This is a genomic window from Stenotrophomonas sp. 14P6.2.3 (assembly GCF_057799055.1).
Window position 1 is genome coordinate 96,608 of the sequence record NZ_JBYOLA010000010.1, and the last position, 14,085, is coordinate 110,692.

General features: G+C 67.3%; 11 protein-coding genes. 7 read left to right on the forward strand and 4 right to left on the reverse strand.

The genetic code is table 11. The features are described from left to right. The first annotated feature begins 8 nt into the window (after positions 1-8). The 3 genes from AC27VL_RS10345 to AC27VL_RS10355 are packed head-to-tail and all read left to right on the forward strand — an operon-like array spanning position 9 to position 2,405. Positions 9-1,268 (forward strand): histidine kinase, encoded by a 1,260-nt coding sequence (locus AC27VL_RS10345; RefSeq protein ID WP_488766288.1) that lies wholly within the window; start codon positions 9-11, stop codon positions 1,266-1,268. Then, positions 1,258-2,028, forward strand: coding sequence for a LytR/AlgR family response regulator transcription factor (locus AC27VL_RS10350; protein ID WP_100462764.1), 771 nt, complete (start codon positions 1,258-1,260; stop codon positions 2,026-2,028). Before AC27VL_RS10345 ends, AC27VL_RS10350 begins: the two co-directional genes overlap by 11 nt. Before the next feature lie 32 nt (positions 2,029-2,060). After that, the gene (locus tag AC27VL_RS10355; RefSeq protein WP_100462765.1) at positions 2,061-2,405 is read left to right on the forward strand and encodes a hypothetical protein; all 345 of its coding nucleotides are present in this window, start codon (positions 2,061-2,063) and stop codon (positions 2,403-2,405) included. Positions 2,406-2,444: 39 nt separating this feature from the next. Here the strand turns inward: AC27VL_RS10355 and AC27VL_RS10360 are convergent, their stop codons facing one another. Then, the gene (locus tag AC27VL_RS10360; RefSeq protein WP_033832034.1) at positions 2,445-3,059 is read right to left on the reverse strand and encodes a hypothetical protein; all 615 of its coding nucleotides are present in this window, start codon (positions 3,057-3,059) and stop codon (positions 2,445-2,447) included. A 310-nt stretch (positions 3,060-3,369) separates the two neighbouring features. On the opposite strand from AC27VL_RS10360, the gene AC27VL_RS10365 reads away from it, so the two are divergent. Then, a complete protein-coding gene (locus AC27VL_RS10365) occupies positions 3,370-4,299 on the forward strand; it encodes an oxygenase MpaB family protein (RefSeq protein WP_488766291.1) in 930 nt (309 codons plus the stop codon). A gap of 274 nt (positions 4,300-4,573) precedes the next feature. On the opposite strand, the gene AC27VL_RS10370 is transcribed toward AC27VL_RS10365, so the two are convergent. After that, entirely contained in the window at positions 4,574-5,161 is a 588-nt protein-coding gene (locus tag AC27VL_RS10370) for a TetR/AcrR family transcriptional regulator (RefSeq protein WP_488766293.1), read from the reverse strand. Between the two features lie 131 nt (positions 5,162-5,292). On the opposite strand from AC27VL_RS10370, the gene AC27VL_RS10375 reads away from it, so the two are divergent. Both AC27VL_RS10375 and AC27VL_RS10380 read left to right on the forward strand, forming a co-directional pair. Beyond that, entirely contained in the window at positions 5,293-6,507 is a 1,215-nt protein-coding gene (locus AC27VL_RS10375; protein ID WP_488766295.1) for an MFS transporter, read from the forward strand. Beyond that, complete coding sequence (locus AC27VL_RS10380; protein WP_488766296.1) at positions 6,504-7,679, forward strand: MFS transporter; 1,176 nt, start codon at positions 6,504-6,506, stop codon at positions 7,677-7,679. Before AC27VL_RS10375 ends, AC27VL_RS10380 begins: the two co-directional genes overlap by 4 nt. A gap of 97 nt (positions 7,680-7,776) precedes the next feature. Here AC27VL_RS10380 and AC27VL_RS10385 read toward each other — a convergent pair whose 3' ends face one another. After that, positions 7,777-9,888, reverse strand: a complete 2,112-nt coding sequence (locus tag AC27VL_RS10385) for a M13 family metallopeptidase (RefSeq protein ID WP_100554623.1) — start codon at positions 9,886-9,888, stop codon at positions 7,777-7,779. 174 nt (positions 9,889-10,062) lie between these two features. Between AC27VL_RS10385 and AC27VL_RS10390 the strand changes: the two genes are divergently transcribed. Further along, a complete protein-coding gene (locus AC27VL_RS10390) occupies positions 10,063-13,125 on the forward strand; it encodes a bifunctional diguanylate cyclase/phosphodiesterase (protein WP_488766298.1) in 3,063 nt (1,020 codons plus the stop codon). Positions 13,126-13,193: 68 nt separating this feature from the next. Here the strand turns inward: AC27VL_RS10390 and AC27VL_RS10395 are convergent, their stop codons facing one another. Beyond that, the gene (locus AC27VL_RS10395; protein ID WP_488766300.1) at positions 13,194-14,075 is read right to left on the reverse strand and encodes a LysR family transcriptional regulator; all 882 of its coding nucleotides are present in this window, start codon (positions 14,073-14,075) and stop codon (positions 13,194-13,196) included. Positions 14,076-14,085: the final 10 nt, after the last annotated feature.

Below are 14,085 nucleotides of genomic sequence, written 5' to 3' on the forward strand. Positions count from 1 at the left end.
GCGCCGCCGTGATCGCCAGCTTCTCCCTCATCATCCGTCACCTGTTGGCCTGGGCCGCGGCGCTGTTCGTTGCCGGCATGGTCTGGAGCGGCATCTTCAGCGGCATGCGCGATGGCCCGGGCTGGGTGTTCGGGCTGCTGGTGATGTTCCTGATGATTTCCGCGCTGGGCAGCGCGGTCACCCACGTGCGCCGGGTCTGGCTGGTGGCCGGTCGCCTCGATGGCGCCACCCTGTCCGGCCGCCAGCGCCGGCAGATCGAACTGCCGATGGATGCCGGCCAGGCGTTTGCGGTGGTCGAAGCAGCCGTCGGCGAACTGCCGCGGGTGGAAGAGGTGGAGAGCTCGGCCGGCAGCCTGCAGGTGCGCGCCTATGTGCGCCGCGTGGATGCCTGGAACGGCCGTCAGCCATCGCGCTGGAACCTGCCTGCGCGGCTGGCGATCAAGCGCAACAGCGTGCTGGCCACGGTTACGCCGGGGCAGGGCACCTGCACCGTCACCCTGCTGTTCGAGCCGGATGCTGGCTGGTGGGCCGATCTGCTGGCACTGGATGAAGGCAGCAACTACGAGAACGCCGAATCGGTGACCCGCGCGATCAGCCGCCGCGTGGCCGACCAGCGCCGCGACGAGCAGGCCGCTGCCGAACAGACCCAGGTGGAAAAGGAACTGTCGGTCGCGCGCTTGAACCTGCTGCACGCGCAGGTCGAGCCGCACTTCCTGTACAACTCGCTGGCCAACGCACAGGTGCTGACCCGCACCGACCCGGCGCGCGCTGACCAGATGCTGGGACACCTGATCCAGTACCTGCGCAGTTCGCTGCCGCAGGTGGATGAGTCGGTGTCCACGCTGGGCGTGGAGCTGGAACGTACCCGCGCCTATCTGGAAATCCTGCGCATCCGCATGGGCGCCCGGCTGGCGGTGGAAGTGCAGGTGCCCACCGAACTGCACGAAGTGAAGCTGCCGGCGATGGCGCTGCAGACATTGGTCGAGAACGCGATCAAGCACGGCCTGGAACCCAAGCCCGGTGGCGGTACGGTCTGGATCCTCGCGCGCGGTTTCGATGACCACGTCACCGTGACCGTCGCCGACGATGGGCTCGGCTTCGGCCAGGGCACCAGCGGTACCGGCATCGGTCTGAAGAACCTGCGCGAACGTTTGCGCCTGACCTGCGGTGAGCAGGCCGGGGTGGCGATCGTGGCCAATTTCCCCAGCGGTGTAGCCGCCACCATGACCCTGCCGCAGTCGGCCAAGGAACCCCGCCATGCCGCTTGAAGCGTTGATCGCCGAAGACGAGGAGCTGCTGCGGCACTCGCTGGTCGAGCAACTCGGGCGGCTGTGGCCGGAGCTGAAGCTGGTGGCCGAATGCGAGGACGGTGCCAGTGCGCTGGAACAGTTGGCCGAGAAACAGCCGGACATCGCTTTCCTTGATATCCGCATGCCCGGCATCAGCGGCATCGAAGTGGCACGGGCATTGGCCGAGCTGAGCCCGCGCACCCAGGTGGTGTTCGTTACCGCCTACGACCAGTACGCCATCGATGCCTTCGAGCAGGGCGCGATGGATTACCTGCTCAAGCCAGTCAGCGACGAGCGGCTGCTGGCCACGCGCGATCGCATTCTTTCGCGGCTGCCATCCACGCGCCAGGACGATGCGGTTCTGGAGCGCCTGCTGCAGCGCCTGGGTGCAGGCCCGGTCGCCAACGATCGGCCACCGTTGGCTTGGATCACCGCCAGCAACGGTCGCGATACGCAGCTGATCATGCTCGACGACGTGATCTATTTCCGCGCTGACAACAAGTACACCACCGTGGTCACTGCTGCCGGCGAAAGCCTGCTGCGCACACCGCTGCGCGAGCTGCTGGAAGTGCTCGATCCGCAGCACTTCCGCCAGGTGCATCGCTCCACCATCGTCAACATGAAGGCCGTCGCAGCGGTCAGCCGAGATGACACCGGGCGCGGTGTGCTGCGCCTGCGCCAGCGTGCGGAAACGCTGGTGGTCAGCCAGCCATTCATGAGCCTGTTCCGCGGCATGTAGCCGCGGCCTTCGCCATCCACCGAGGAACGAACATGCGCCGTATCCTGCTTGTAGGTGCCGCTGTGCTGGCCATCGCCGGCTGCGAAAAATCCAGCAATACCTCGATCACCCGCACCAATGCCAATGGCGTGGACACGCTGTACAGCAAGAGCACGGTGGTCGATGGCGTGGCGCGTTTCGAATGCATCGCCAGCAGCAGTGGGCAATGCCATTACCTGGTGCTGGCCCCGGGCTGCAGCACCGACGCCGCCTGTGCGACGCCGCCGCTGCGCCATTTCGCGGTGGCCGTAGGCAAGACCGAGCAGGTCAGTGGCCTGCCCAAGGACTTCCGCCAGTGCGTCAGCGACGTGCAGAAAGAACAATGCCACCGTGACTGAGCACGGTGGCATTGTGGCTCCCCCCGGATTGCGTTCGGCTCAGTAAGCCGGCTGCAGCGTCATGTCGTGATGGTGTTCGGTTTCACCGACATGATTCAGGCGACCCACCAGTTCGGAGTGCTGCTTCATGCGCCCGATCTCGGTCATGATGCGGATGTCCTCGTGGCGCAACTCGCGCTTGGCGGTGACCGCCTGCTTGTAGTCCAGCACTTCCGGATAGTGTTCAGCCAGGTCCAGCGCTTCGGCCACGTGCTCGACGCTGTCGGCCTTGGAGGTGATGCGGGCGCGGCTGTTGAAGGCTTTCATCCAGCGCTCGAAGCCGGCGGTGCGGTCGAACATGTTGGCCATGAACCAGATCACGAACAGGATCGAGATCCACGAGCCGAACACCACGACCACGCGGGTGAAGGTGATGTGGTAATCGTCGCGCCACAGGTAATTGGTGATCAGGCCGAGGATCAGCAGCGAGGCCGCCTGCCATCCGACGATCGAAGTGATCAGCCACTGGCACTTGGCCTGGGCCAGCACCGCCACTTCATCGCGGATCTGCTGTTCGCTGAGGGTGCGCCAGTGCGCAACCTGTTTTTCGAACGGGCTGCTGTAGAGCTCGTTGTCGCGAAGCAGTAATCCCAAACCCTTGAACAAAGCAATCATGGCTGGCTCCTTGGTGGAACGTGCGGCGATCTGCAGTGGACGGTGTGGCGGGTTCAGTTCTAGCACTTCCAGCGAGCGGTGCAATGGCCTCAAGGCCACGCGGCACAAGGGTTCTGTCTGAACAGGTGAATATTGGTGCGTCGCAACATTGCTCGCGCGGCCTGCGACAAGATGTCGCAGGGTGAAACGTGCTGCGCGCGCACATGAAACCGACGCTGAGCGGCCGGGCTCGCCGTGCCTGTCGTGATCGCCCAGAATCGGGGTGGACCGCGCAGGACGCGGTCCGTCCCTCCGCCGATCTGGACCCGTGATGCCGCCGTTGCTGCACCGTCTTTCCCGCCCCGTCACCGCCCCGATCCGACGCTGGGTACTGGATGCGTTTCCGCGTGATCAGAGTGGCATCGACTACGACCACCCGCTGGGCGATCCCGGCTGGTTCGGTGCGGACAGCGTGACCTGGCGGATGCACGCCGAACTTCCCTCGATGCTGGCCGGCGGCCTGTGTGCACTGATGCTGCAGACCCTGCACCCGCGCGCGCTGGCCGGTGTCTACGATCATTCCAATTTCCGCCAGGACCTGGTCGGCCGCCTGCGCCGTACCACCGCTTTCGTGGCCGGCACCAGCTATGCGCCGGCAGGCGAGGTGGAAGCGCTGGTGGCCAAGGTGCGGCGCATCCACGCGCAGATCCGCGGTCATACCGCGCAGGGCGAGCCCTATGCCGCTGATGATCCGCACCTGCTGACGTGGGTGCATGTGACCGAGGCCTACGGCTTCCTGCAGGGCTATCGCCGCTACGGGCGTGAAGTGCCTGCCGCGATCGCCGACCGCTACTACGACGAATACCGCTGCGTGGCCGAAGCGCTGGGCGCGGTGGATGTGCCGCGCAGCGAGGCGGAAGTGGATGCGTATTTCTGCGCGCGGCAGCCGGAGCTGGTGGTGGACGAACGCTCACGCGAGGTGCTGCAGGTGCTTTCCGGCGTGCGCCTGCCGGTGCCGGTGCCCGGCCTGTCACGCGAAATTTTCCTCGGTGCCGGTGCCGCGCTGCTGCCGGACTGGGCCGAGGGCATGCTCGAGCGCAGCACGCGCCAACGTGCGCAGGCAGCGGCGTCGGCCAAACTGATGCAGGGCATGGCACCGCTGTTCCGCCGCGCGCTGCCCGATGGCTTGGCGACCCGTGCCTGCGCACGGGTGGGTGTGCCGGTGGACGTGTTGCGCGAGTGGCCAGCACTGCCGCGGTAGACGCCGACCTTGGTCGGCGCGCCGCCGCGCGGCGCCGCATCCACGCATGGCGTGGATCTACTGCACGCCGGCACCATGCGCCGATGACACGGCGCATCCATGCCATGCGTGGACGGCACACGATAGATCCACGCCATGCGTGGATGGCACACGGTAGATCCACGCCATGCGTGGATGGCACACGGTAGATCCACGCCATGCGTGGATGGCACACGGTAGATCCACGCCATGCGTGGATGGCACACGGTAGATCCACGCCATGCGTGGATAGGCCTTACCCGGTCGACTTCAGCCCACGCAACAGCATCTCCAGTGCCGCCGTTGCTTGGCGAAGGCGCGCATCGCCATCCTCGCCTTCGGCAATCCAGAACGCTGCTTCGGCCAAGCTGCCGTAGATCAGCGAAGCCAGTGCCTGCGCATCCACCGGTGCGACCACGCTCTGCGCGATCAACTGTTCGATCAATCGCTGCATCGAGTGCACGCAGTGCTGCTGCGATTCCGGTGATGCACCACCGAGCACCGCACGTGCGTCGCGCAGCACGATGCGCTGGATCTCCGGTTCCAGCGCCATCTCCAGGTAGGCACCACAGCGCCGCAGGAAGCCGTCCCAGGCATCGTCGGCGCCATCGCTGATCGCCTGCAGGCGCGCATCCGTCTCGGCGTCGAGCTGGGCGACCACCGCCGCCAGCAGCCCCTTCTTGTCGCCGAAGTGGTGATACAGCGCACCGCGGGTCAGCCCAGCCTGGGCTGTCAGGTCGTCCATCGAGGTGGCGGCATAGCCTTGTTCGCTGAACACGCGGCGGGCAGCAGCCAGCAGCTTGGCGCGCGTTTCTTCCATCTCGGCGCGGGTGCGACGGACCATCCGGAACTCCTTACATACGAAGTGCATGATTATTTACATACGCGCCGTATGAATGTAGCCTCTTATTCATACGCTCTGTATGTATTGTCGTGGCGCCGCGTGCGCCAGACAAGTCTGCCCTGGAGATTTCGATGGCCACCCCGTACCGCGACCTGTTCGCAGCCCCCGGCACCACCGGACTTGCCTTGGCCGGGCTGCTGGCACGCCTGCCGCTGCCGATGACCGGCATCGGCTTCATCACCTTGCTGTCGCAGCTGCGCGGCAGTTATGCGTTGGCCGGCGCGGTGTCGGCCACCTTCGTGCTCACCTATGCATTGCTGTCGCCGCAGGTGTCGCGCTGGGTCGACCGCCATGGGCAGGGCAGGGTGCTGCCGTGGGCCACCTCAGCCAGCGCGACAGGCCTGCTGCTCCTGCTGGCCTGCACGCTGCTGCGGGCGCCGGACTGGACCTTGTTCGCTGCGGCGATGCTGGCCGGCTGCATGCCGAGCGTGTCGGCGATGGTGCGGGCGCGGTGGACCGCGATCCACCGCGGCCGCCCGCAACTGCAGACGGCCTATTCGCTGGAGACGGTGTTCGATGAGGTCACCTTCATCGCCGGGCCGCCGTTGTCGGTCGGGCTGTCGGTGGCGGTATGGCCGCAGGCTGGCGTGCTGGCTGCCGCCCTGCTGCTGGTCGTCGGCGTGGCTTTGCTGGTGCTGCAGCGTGGCACCGAACCGCCGTTGCAGACCTGCGAGGGCGCCGCACCTTCGCGCTCCCTGCTGCGACAACCGGAGATCTGCCTGCTCGCATTGCTGATGCTGGCGATGGGTGTGATCGTCGGCACGGTCGACATCACCAGCGTGGCCTTTGCCGAACAGCGAGGTCAGCCCCTGGCAGCCAGCGCAGTGCTGTCGGCCTACGCGCTTGGCAGCTGCGCGGCAGGCCTCCTGTTTGGTGCGTTGAAGCTGCAGGTGCCATTGCAGCGCCTGTTGCTGCTGGGTGCAGCAGCCACCGCGCTGACCACGTTGCCGCTGCTGTTGGTGGGCACCCTGCCTGCACTGGCCGCTGCGGTGCTGCTGGCTGGGCTGGCTTTCGCGCCGACCATGATCGTGGCGATGTCGCTGGTGGAACAGCGCGTGCCCGAATGGCGCCTCACCGAGGGCATGACCTGGTTGCTGGCTGGCCTGAACATCGGCGTGGCACTGGGTGCTGCGTTGTCCGGGCAGCGCGTCGATGCCGGTGGTGCGCGCAGCGGCTTCGTCGTCGCGTTGGTGGCAGGCAGTGTCGTGCTGCTGGTCGCCCTGCTCGCGCAAGGTGCGCTACGCACTTCTGCTTCGTCCACTTCCTCTGCAGGGATGGTCCCGTGAGTACTTCATCGCCCGCGCACGCCGCGCCTGTGCCCCGCCATCCGTGGTGGGCCATCTCCGCCGTCGGCATCGCCACCTTCTCCGTGGTCACCACCGAAATGCTGCCGGTCGGACTGCTGACCCCCATCGCCGACAGCCTCGGCGCGTCCGTAGGCACCGCCGGTCTGATGATCTCGCTGCCGGCACTGCTGGCGGCGCTGTTCGCACCGCTGGTGGTGATTGCAGCCGGTGGCATTGATCGTCGCCGCATCCTGTGCGCGCTGCTCGGCCTGCTGCTGGTGGCCAACGTCGCCTCGGCACTGGCGCCAGGCATCGCATGGTTGCTGGCCGCGCGTGTGTTGGTGGGCTTCTGCATGGGCGGCATATGGGCCATTGCCGGCGGACTGGCGGCGCGCCTGGTGCCGCCAGCGCGCATCGGCCTGGCCACCTCGATCATCTTCGGTGGCGTAGCCGCGGCCTCGGTGCTGGGCGTGCCGCTGGGTGCGCTGATCGGCGAGGCGCTGGGATGGCGCTGGGCCTTCGTGGTGATGGCTGCGTTCAGTGCAGCCGTCCTGCTGTTGCACCTGTGGGTGGTACCGGCGTTGCCGGTGGACGGCTCGGTGCGCGCGCGCCAGTTCGTGCAGCAGCTGGGCAACCGCGGCCTGCAGCAGGGGCTGCTGCTGACCCTGCTGCTGGTGGCGGGGCACTTCATCGCGTTCACCTATGTGCGGCCGTTGCTCACCACGCTGGCACACATCGATGCGACATGGATCGGAGGCCTGCTGTTTGCCTATGGCATGGCCGGCATCGTCGGCAACTTCATCGTTGGCCTGCTGGCGGCGCGACGTCCGCGCGGGTTGCTGCTGGCCATTGCGCTGGGGTTGCTGCTGACACCGCTGTTGTTCCTGTGGACCGGCGGCACGCCAGCCAGCGGTGTGCTGGTGCTGCTGATGTGGGGCTTGGCCTATGGCGGGGTATCGGTGGGGTTGATGACATGGATGATGGCGGCTGCCCCCAAGGCCGTGGAGATCGCTACGGCGCTTTACGTGGGCGTGTTCAACATCGGCATCGCGCTGGGCGCGTGGGGTGGGGGACTGCTGCTGGATGGCATCGGGCTGCACGCCAATCTGTGGGCGGCGACCGGGTTCGCGGCGGCGGCGACGTTGGTCGTGGCGGGTATGCGCAGGCAATAGATCCACGCCATGCGTGGATGGCGGAAAAGCGCCAACCAAGGTTGGCGTCTACCCATGGAAACGAAACGGGCGCCTTTCGGCGCCCGTTCGCGTTACATCACCAGACCTTGACCCGCTTGTCCGGGGCCAGGTACAGCTTCTGGCCTTCCTTGACGTCGAACGCCGGGTACCAGGCGTCGATGTTGCGCACCGTCAGCGCGCGGAACTGGCCCGGTGCATGCACATCGGTCAGCAGCGAATTGCGCAGCGCCTGCTCGCGGCTCTTGCTGCGCCAGGCCTGGGCGAAGCCGAGGAAGAAACGCTGGTCCGGGGTGAAACCTTCCAGGGTCTGGCCCGGCTTGCCCTGCAACGACAGCTGGTAAGCGTCGTAAGCGGTGCCAAGGCCGGCGACGTCGGCGATGTTCTCGCCCAGAGTCAGCTTGCCGTTGACGTGCACGCCGGCGAACGGCTCGTAGCTGCTGAACTGTGCGGCAAGCGCATCACCGGCAGCGTTGAACTGCTTGAGGTCTTCGGCCGTCCACCAGTTGTGCAGCTTGCCGGTGTCGTCAAACAGCGCGCCCGCGTTGTCGAAGCCGTGGCTGATCTCATGGCCGATCACCGCGCCGATCGCACCGTAGTTCACCGCGTCGTCGGCGGCGCCGTCGAAGAACGGCGGCTGCAGGATCGCCGCCGGGAACACCAGGCGGTTTTCCAGCGGCACGTTCATCGCATTGATGGTCTGCGGCAGCATCGCCCACTCGCTGTGGTCGACCGGCTTGCCCAGCTTGGCGATGTTGCGCTGGTACTCGAACAGTTCGGCGCGCTGTGCATTGCCCAGCGGATCATCACGATGGATTTCCAGGCCGCTGTAGTCGCGCCACTTGTCCGGATACCCCATGCCCACGGTCAGGCCGGCGACCTTGGCCTTGGCGCTGGCCTTGGTCTGCGGTGACATCCAGGCCAGTGCATCGATGCGCTTGGCGAAGGCGGCGATGATGTTCTTCGCCATCTCGTCGGCACGTTCCTTGGTCTTGGCATCGAAGTGCTTTTCGACGTAGCGCTTGCCGATGGCCTCGCCGACGGCATGGTTGGCGTCATCCACAGCGCGCTTCCAGCGATCGCTCTGCTGCGGCGTACCGCTCAGCGCGGTGCCGTGGAAGGCGAAGCGCGCATCGGCGAACTTCTTTGGCAGATAGGCGGCGGCGCGGTCCAGCGCGTGGAAGGTCATGTAGTCCTTCCAGGCATCCAGCGGCTCGGTGGCCACCAGCTTGGACAGGCCGGCCACGGCCTTCGGCTGCCACACGATGAAGTCCTGCTGCTTGCCGAGTGCGGCTGCGTCCAGGAACGCGGCCCAGTCCATGCCCGGCGCCTTGGCGTTGAAGTCGGCCTGGGTCCAGGGGTTGGCACCCTTGGTCACGTCATTGGTTTCTTCCTGGGTGGCATGCGCCTGCGCGATCTTCGTTTCCAGGGCGAGGATGCGCTGCGCCTTGCCGGCCGGGTCGGCCACGCCGGCCAGCTGCAGCACCTGCGCGATGTAGGCCTGGTACTGCTTGCGCAGGTCGGCCATGCGGCCACCCCCCAGGTAGAAATCGCGGTCCGGCATGCCCAGGCCGCCCTGCACCAGGTACGGCGCGGTGCGGTCGGGCTGCAGCAGGTCCACCGAGACCCAGAGGCCGAACAGGCGGTCGGTGTAGAAGTTGGTGGCATTGAGCAGGTCGACATCGGCGCGCACGTCGCCGCCCAGGGCGCGGGCCAGGCCGGCCTTGTCGGCGATCGCATCGATGTTCTTCAGCTGCGGCTGCACTGGCGCCAGACCGCGCTGCTCGATGCCTGCCTCATCCATGTAAGCGGCGTAGTAGTCGCCGATCAGCTTGTCTTCGCCGCTGGCCTGGGCGTTGCCGGCAGCGCCTTCCAGGATCGCGCGGGTATCAGCCTGGGTCTTCTCGGCGATGACGTTGAAGCTGCCGAAGCGCGAGCGGTCCGCCGGGATCTCGGTGTTCTTCACCCAGCTGCCATTGGCGAAGCCGAAGAAGTCGTCACCGGCGGCGATGCTGCGGTCCATGCCACTGGCATCGAAACCAAAGCTGCCCAGCATCGGCTTGGCGGCAGCGGGTGTCGCCTCGGCCGGTGCGGCGGTGCCGGCGGCCGGATCGGCCGGGCGGTCGCAGGCGGCCAGGGACAGGCTGGCAACGATGGCCAGTGCCAGGGTGGGGCGGCGCAGCTTGGACATGGACTTCTCTTGCGGCGGAAAACTCCAAGTCTAATCCGCTGCGGGCCGGCTGGACGTGCCCGGCAGGGCCAGCACTGTGCGTGATCTGGCTGAACACGCAGCAGCGACCTTCACGCGGTCATCGGCGTGGTGCATGCTGCGGGCTGGATGTCTGCAGCACCCGGGGGAGGGCGCATGCAGGACAGGTTGAGGCGTCAAGAATGGCGTCCGCCGGCCGTTGAGGTCGGGGACGTGGAGGAATCGTTCGCGCATGAAGCCAGCCGACTGCCCAGGGAAGACCGACCGATGCCGGCGCTGAGACACGCGCTGGCCCGGCCGTTGCGTGCCATTACCTGGGGCGGCGTGGTGCTGGGCGTGCTGCTGGCGGTCGGCCTGGCCGCGATGCTGGCCAACGATTACCAGCGTCGGCTGGAAGCCGCGCAGCGGCAGAGCCGGGCGTTGGCGGTAGGCAGCGAGCGCCTGCTGGCACTGGAACTGCGCAACCTGGAGCGGGCGATGGGTGGCATCGCCGCCGATGCGGCCGAGCTGTTCCGCACGGTGCCTGCGCAGGCGCCCGCGCTGCTGGATGCCGCCATTGCCGGCGTGCTGCGCCGCCACGCCGAACTGCACAGCATTGTCGTGCTCGATACCTACGGCCGCGCCCTGACGGCCGGCAAGGGCGACCTGCAGCTGCCGCTGTGGACCGATCCGCAGCGACGCGGGCAGGGAAGCGCGCTGTACATCGGGCCGCCGCAGCGTGCCAACGACGGTGGCTGGGTGGTGCCGCTGGCGTTGCCGATGGAGGGTGATCGCTGGCTGCTGGCGCGGCTGCGCTGCGGCGAACTGCAGCGGATCGTGGGCGGTCTTGATGTGGGGCCCAGTGGCCTGGCCTCGATCAGCGACGCCGATGGCTACATGCTGGCCCGTGTCCCCGATCCGCATGGCACCGTCGGCCGCCGTTACACGCTGCCGGCACGCAAGCTGCTGGGCCGGCAGGCCGTGGTTGAACTGGGCAGCATTCCCGGCGCGGTGGACCACATTCCGCGCATCTCCACCATCAGTACCCTGGAACGCAGCCCGTTGGCGGTGCAGGTCGGCCTGGCCAACGAAGATGTGCTGAAGCCCTGGTGGCCGTATCTGCAGGCGGCGATCGTGATCGTGCTGGCGTACGTGGCGCTGCTGCTGGTGCTGCTGTACGCGGTACGCCGCAGCACCCATCGGCAGCAGTCGATGGCCGAAGAGCTACGGACCGGCCACGCCGAGCTGCGCCTGGCCCATCAGGTGGGCCGCGTGTGCACCTGGTACGTCGACGAAGACGCTGCCCTGCTGCGCTGGTCACCGCTGGCGCGTGAGATCTTCGGTGTGCAGACCGATGCGCTGCCGGTGGCCGAATTCTTCGCCCGCGTGCATCACGATGACGGCGCACGCATGCAGCAGGCCTTCGACCAGGCCTTCGCCGGCACCGCGGTACTCGACGAGGAATTCCGTCTGGTGTTGCCCGGCGGTGCAGTGCGCTGGGTTGCTGCGCGTGGCCAGCGGGTAGCAGTGGCTGATCGGCAGCGGCGCATGATCGGCGCATTGACCGACCTCAGCGAGCGCTACCAGGCACGCGAACAGATGCGCCAGGTTGAGCGCCGCTTCCGCCTGCTGTTTGATCGCAACCCCGCGCCGTTCTGGGTGTTCGATCCGGACACATTGCGCTTCATCGAGGTCAACGAGGCGGCCGTGCAGCAGTACGGCTACAGCCGCGATGAATTCCTGGCGATGAGCATCCTCGACATCCGCCCGCGCGAGGGCTGGGACGAGGTCAAGGGCGCCATCGCGCAGGTGCGCAGTGGTGAACTGCAGGACGCCGCGGTGCGCCTGCACCAGCGCAAGGATGGCACGGTGTTCGAAGTGCGCGTGCACCTGTCGCAGCTGGATTTCGATGGCCAGCCCGCGTGCCTGGTGCTGGCTGAGGATGTCAGCGAGCGCCTGGCCTACGAACGCGACCTGGCCTATCACGCGCGCCACAACCCGGCCACGGGCCTGCTCAACGTACGCGCGCTGAGCGAACAGCTGGACGAGCAGTCCGGCGCCTACACCATCGCCTATGTACAGCTGCGCGGCCTGCAGCTGGTGGCCGATACGCTGGGCCGCGAGATCGGCGATGCGGTTCTGCAGTCGATGGCCTCGCGCCTGGGCGGGCTGGGCGCGCGCTTCGGCCTGCTGGCGTTCCAGCCGGCAGAAGACTTCGTGCTGGCGATCGCGCCGGAACACAACACCCAGCGCGTGCTGGACGATCTGCTGCAGATCGTCTCGGCACCGATGCGCGGCCAGGATTCGCTGCACCAGTTCGAACCCCGCATTGGTGTGGCGGTACATGACGCCAATGCAGGCCACAGTGCGGAACAGGCGATCGGCATGGCCGCGCAGGCGGCGCACGCGGCCCGCGCCGAAGGCAACGTCGTGGCCTGGTTCGATGCGGCGGTGACCACCCGCCTGGCCGACCGCCTGCGCCTGGCCGGTCGCATCCACGCGGCCATCGACAACGAGTTCCAGCTGTACTTCCAGCCGATCCGGCACGCCAGCGATGGCAGCCCGGCGTCACTGGAGGCCCTGCTGCGCTGGCCGCAGTCCGACGGCAGTTTCATCCCGCCCAGCGAGTTCATCCAGTTGTGCGAGGACACCGGCCTGATCCTGGCGTTGGGACGCTGGGTGATCCGCGCGGCGGCACAGGCGCAGCGGCGTCTGGTCGAAGCGGGATGGGGCGAGCTGTCGATCGCGGTCAACGTGTCGGCGGTGCAGTTCTTCAACAGCGATCTGGTGGCCGAGTTCGCCCGCGCGCAGCAGGATTTCGGCCTGGCCCGCGGTGCACTGCACGTGGAGCTGACCGAGAGCAGCCTGATGCGCAAGCCGGCACAGGCGATGCAGACCATGCAGCGCCTGCACGAGCAGGGCATCAGCGTGTCGCTGGACGATTTCGGTACCGGCTACTCGAGCATGTCCTACCTGCAGCACCTGCCGCTGGACATTCTCAAGATCGATCGCAGCTTCGTCGCCGACGTGGAGACCAATCCGCGCAACGCGTCGATCTGCCGCGCGCTGCTGTCGCTGGGCCACAGCATGGGGCTGACGATCATCGCCGAAGGCGTGGAGACGCCGGGACAGCTGGACTGGCTGGCCGCGCATGGCTGCGACCAGGTGCAGGGCTACCTGCTGGGGCGGCCGGCACCGCTGGAGAAGATCATTGCGCAGCTGGATGAGGTGGCCGCCTAGGCCGCGCTGCGCGCTCGCCGGGCATGGCCCGGCGCTACCGTGTCATGGGCGCGTCTCTGGTAGCGCCCTCACACCCCGGTTTCCACCAGGTAATCGATGAAGCTGCGCACCTTCGGCGCGAGGTGGCTGCGGCTGGTGTAGACGGCGAAGATGCCGATCGGCGCGGCTTCCCATTCGGGCAGGATGCGCACCAGGCGGCCATCGGCGAGGGCCTCGTGCAACAGGAAGTCGGGTTGCAGGATCACGCCCATGCCGGCAATCGCCGCTTCGCGCAGGACGTCGCCGTTGTTGGCGCGCAGCAGGGTTGTCACTGCCACCTTTACTTCGCCGCCGGGTCCCTCCAGTGGCCAGTGGTCGCCGGCTGCCCAGTAGCTGTAGCCGAGGCAGGCATGCGTCTGCAGATCCTCGGGTGCCTGCGGTGTTCCGTGCGCGGCCAGGTAGGCCGGTGCGGCACACAGGCTGATCCGCGATTGGCCCAGGCGCCGTGCGATCAGGGTCGGGCCCGGCTCGCGGGTGATGCGGATGGCCACGTCGTAGCCTTCTTCGACCATGTCCACCAGGCGATCGGACAGTGCCAGGTCCAGTTCGACCTGCGGGAAACGCTCGCGGTAGCCGGCCAGCAAGGGACCGAGGCGGGCGATCCCCCAACTGACCGGCGCATTGATGCGCAGCATGCCGGACGGTTCCAGCGCCTGTGCGCCGATGCTGGCTTCCAGCGCATCGAACTCGGCCAGCAGGCGCACGCACTGCGCGTAATAGGCGGCGCCGGCACTGGTCGGGCTGACCCGGCGGGTGGTGCGGTGGAGCAGGCGGGTGGACAGGCGTTTTTCCAGCGCAGCGACCTGGCGGGTGACCCCGGCCGTGGACATGTCCAGCGCTTGTGCGGCGGCGCTGAAGCCGTTGCGTTCGACCACCGCGACGAACACGCGCATGGCATCCAGGGTGTCCATTGTTGCGCCT

Coding starts and splice junctions, on each gene's coding strand:
- AC27VL_RS10355 (WP_100462765.1), top strand. CDS start 2,061: ATGCGCCGTATCCTGCTTGTAGGTGCCGCTGTGCTGGCCATCGCCGGC.
- AC27VL_RS10385 (WP_100554623.1), bottom strand. CDS start 9,888: ATGTCCAAGCTGCGCCGCCCCACCCTGGCACTGGCCATCGTTGCCAGC.
- AC27VL_RS10350 (WP_100462764.1), top strand. CDS start 1,258: ATGCCGCTTGAAGCGTTGATCGCCGAAGACGAGGAGCTGCTGCGGCAC.
- AC27VL_RS10370 (WP_488766293.1), bottom strand. CDS start 5,161: ATGGTCCGTCGCACCCGCGCCGAGATGGAAGAAACGCGCGCCAAGCTG.
- AC27VL_RS10395 (WP_488766300.1), bottom strand. CDS start 14,075: ATGGACACCCTGGATGCCATGCGCGTGTTCGTCGCGGTGGTCGAACGC.
- AC27VL_RS10390 (WP_488766298.1), top strand. CDS start 10,063: ATGCAGGACAGGTTGAGGCGTCAAGAATGGCGTCCGCCGGCCGTTGAG.
- AC27VL_RS10375 (WP_488766295.1), top strand. CDS start 5,293: ATGGCCACCCCGTACCGCGACCTGTTCGCAGCCCCCGGCACCACCGGA.
- AC27VL_RS10365 (WP_488766291.1), top strand. CDS start 3,370: ATGCCGCCGTTGCTGCACCGTCTTTCCCGCCCCGTCACCGCCCCGATC.
- AC27VL_RS10360 (WP_033832034.1), bottom strand. CDS start 3,059: ATGATTGCTTTGTTCAAGGGTTTGGGATTACTGCTTCGCGACAACGAG.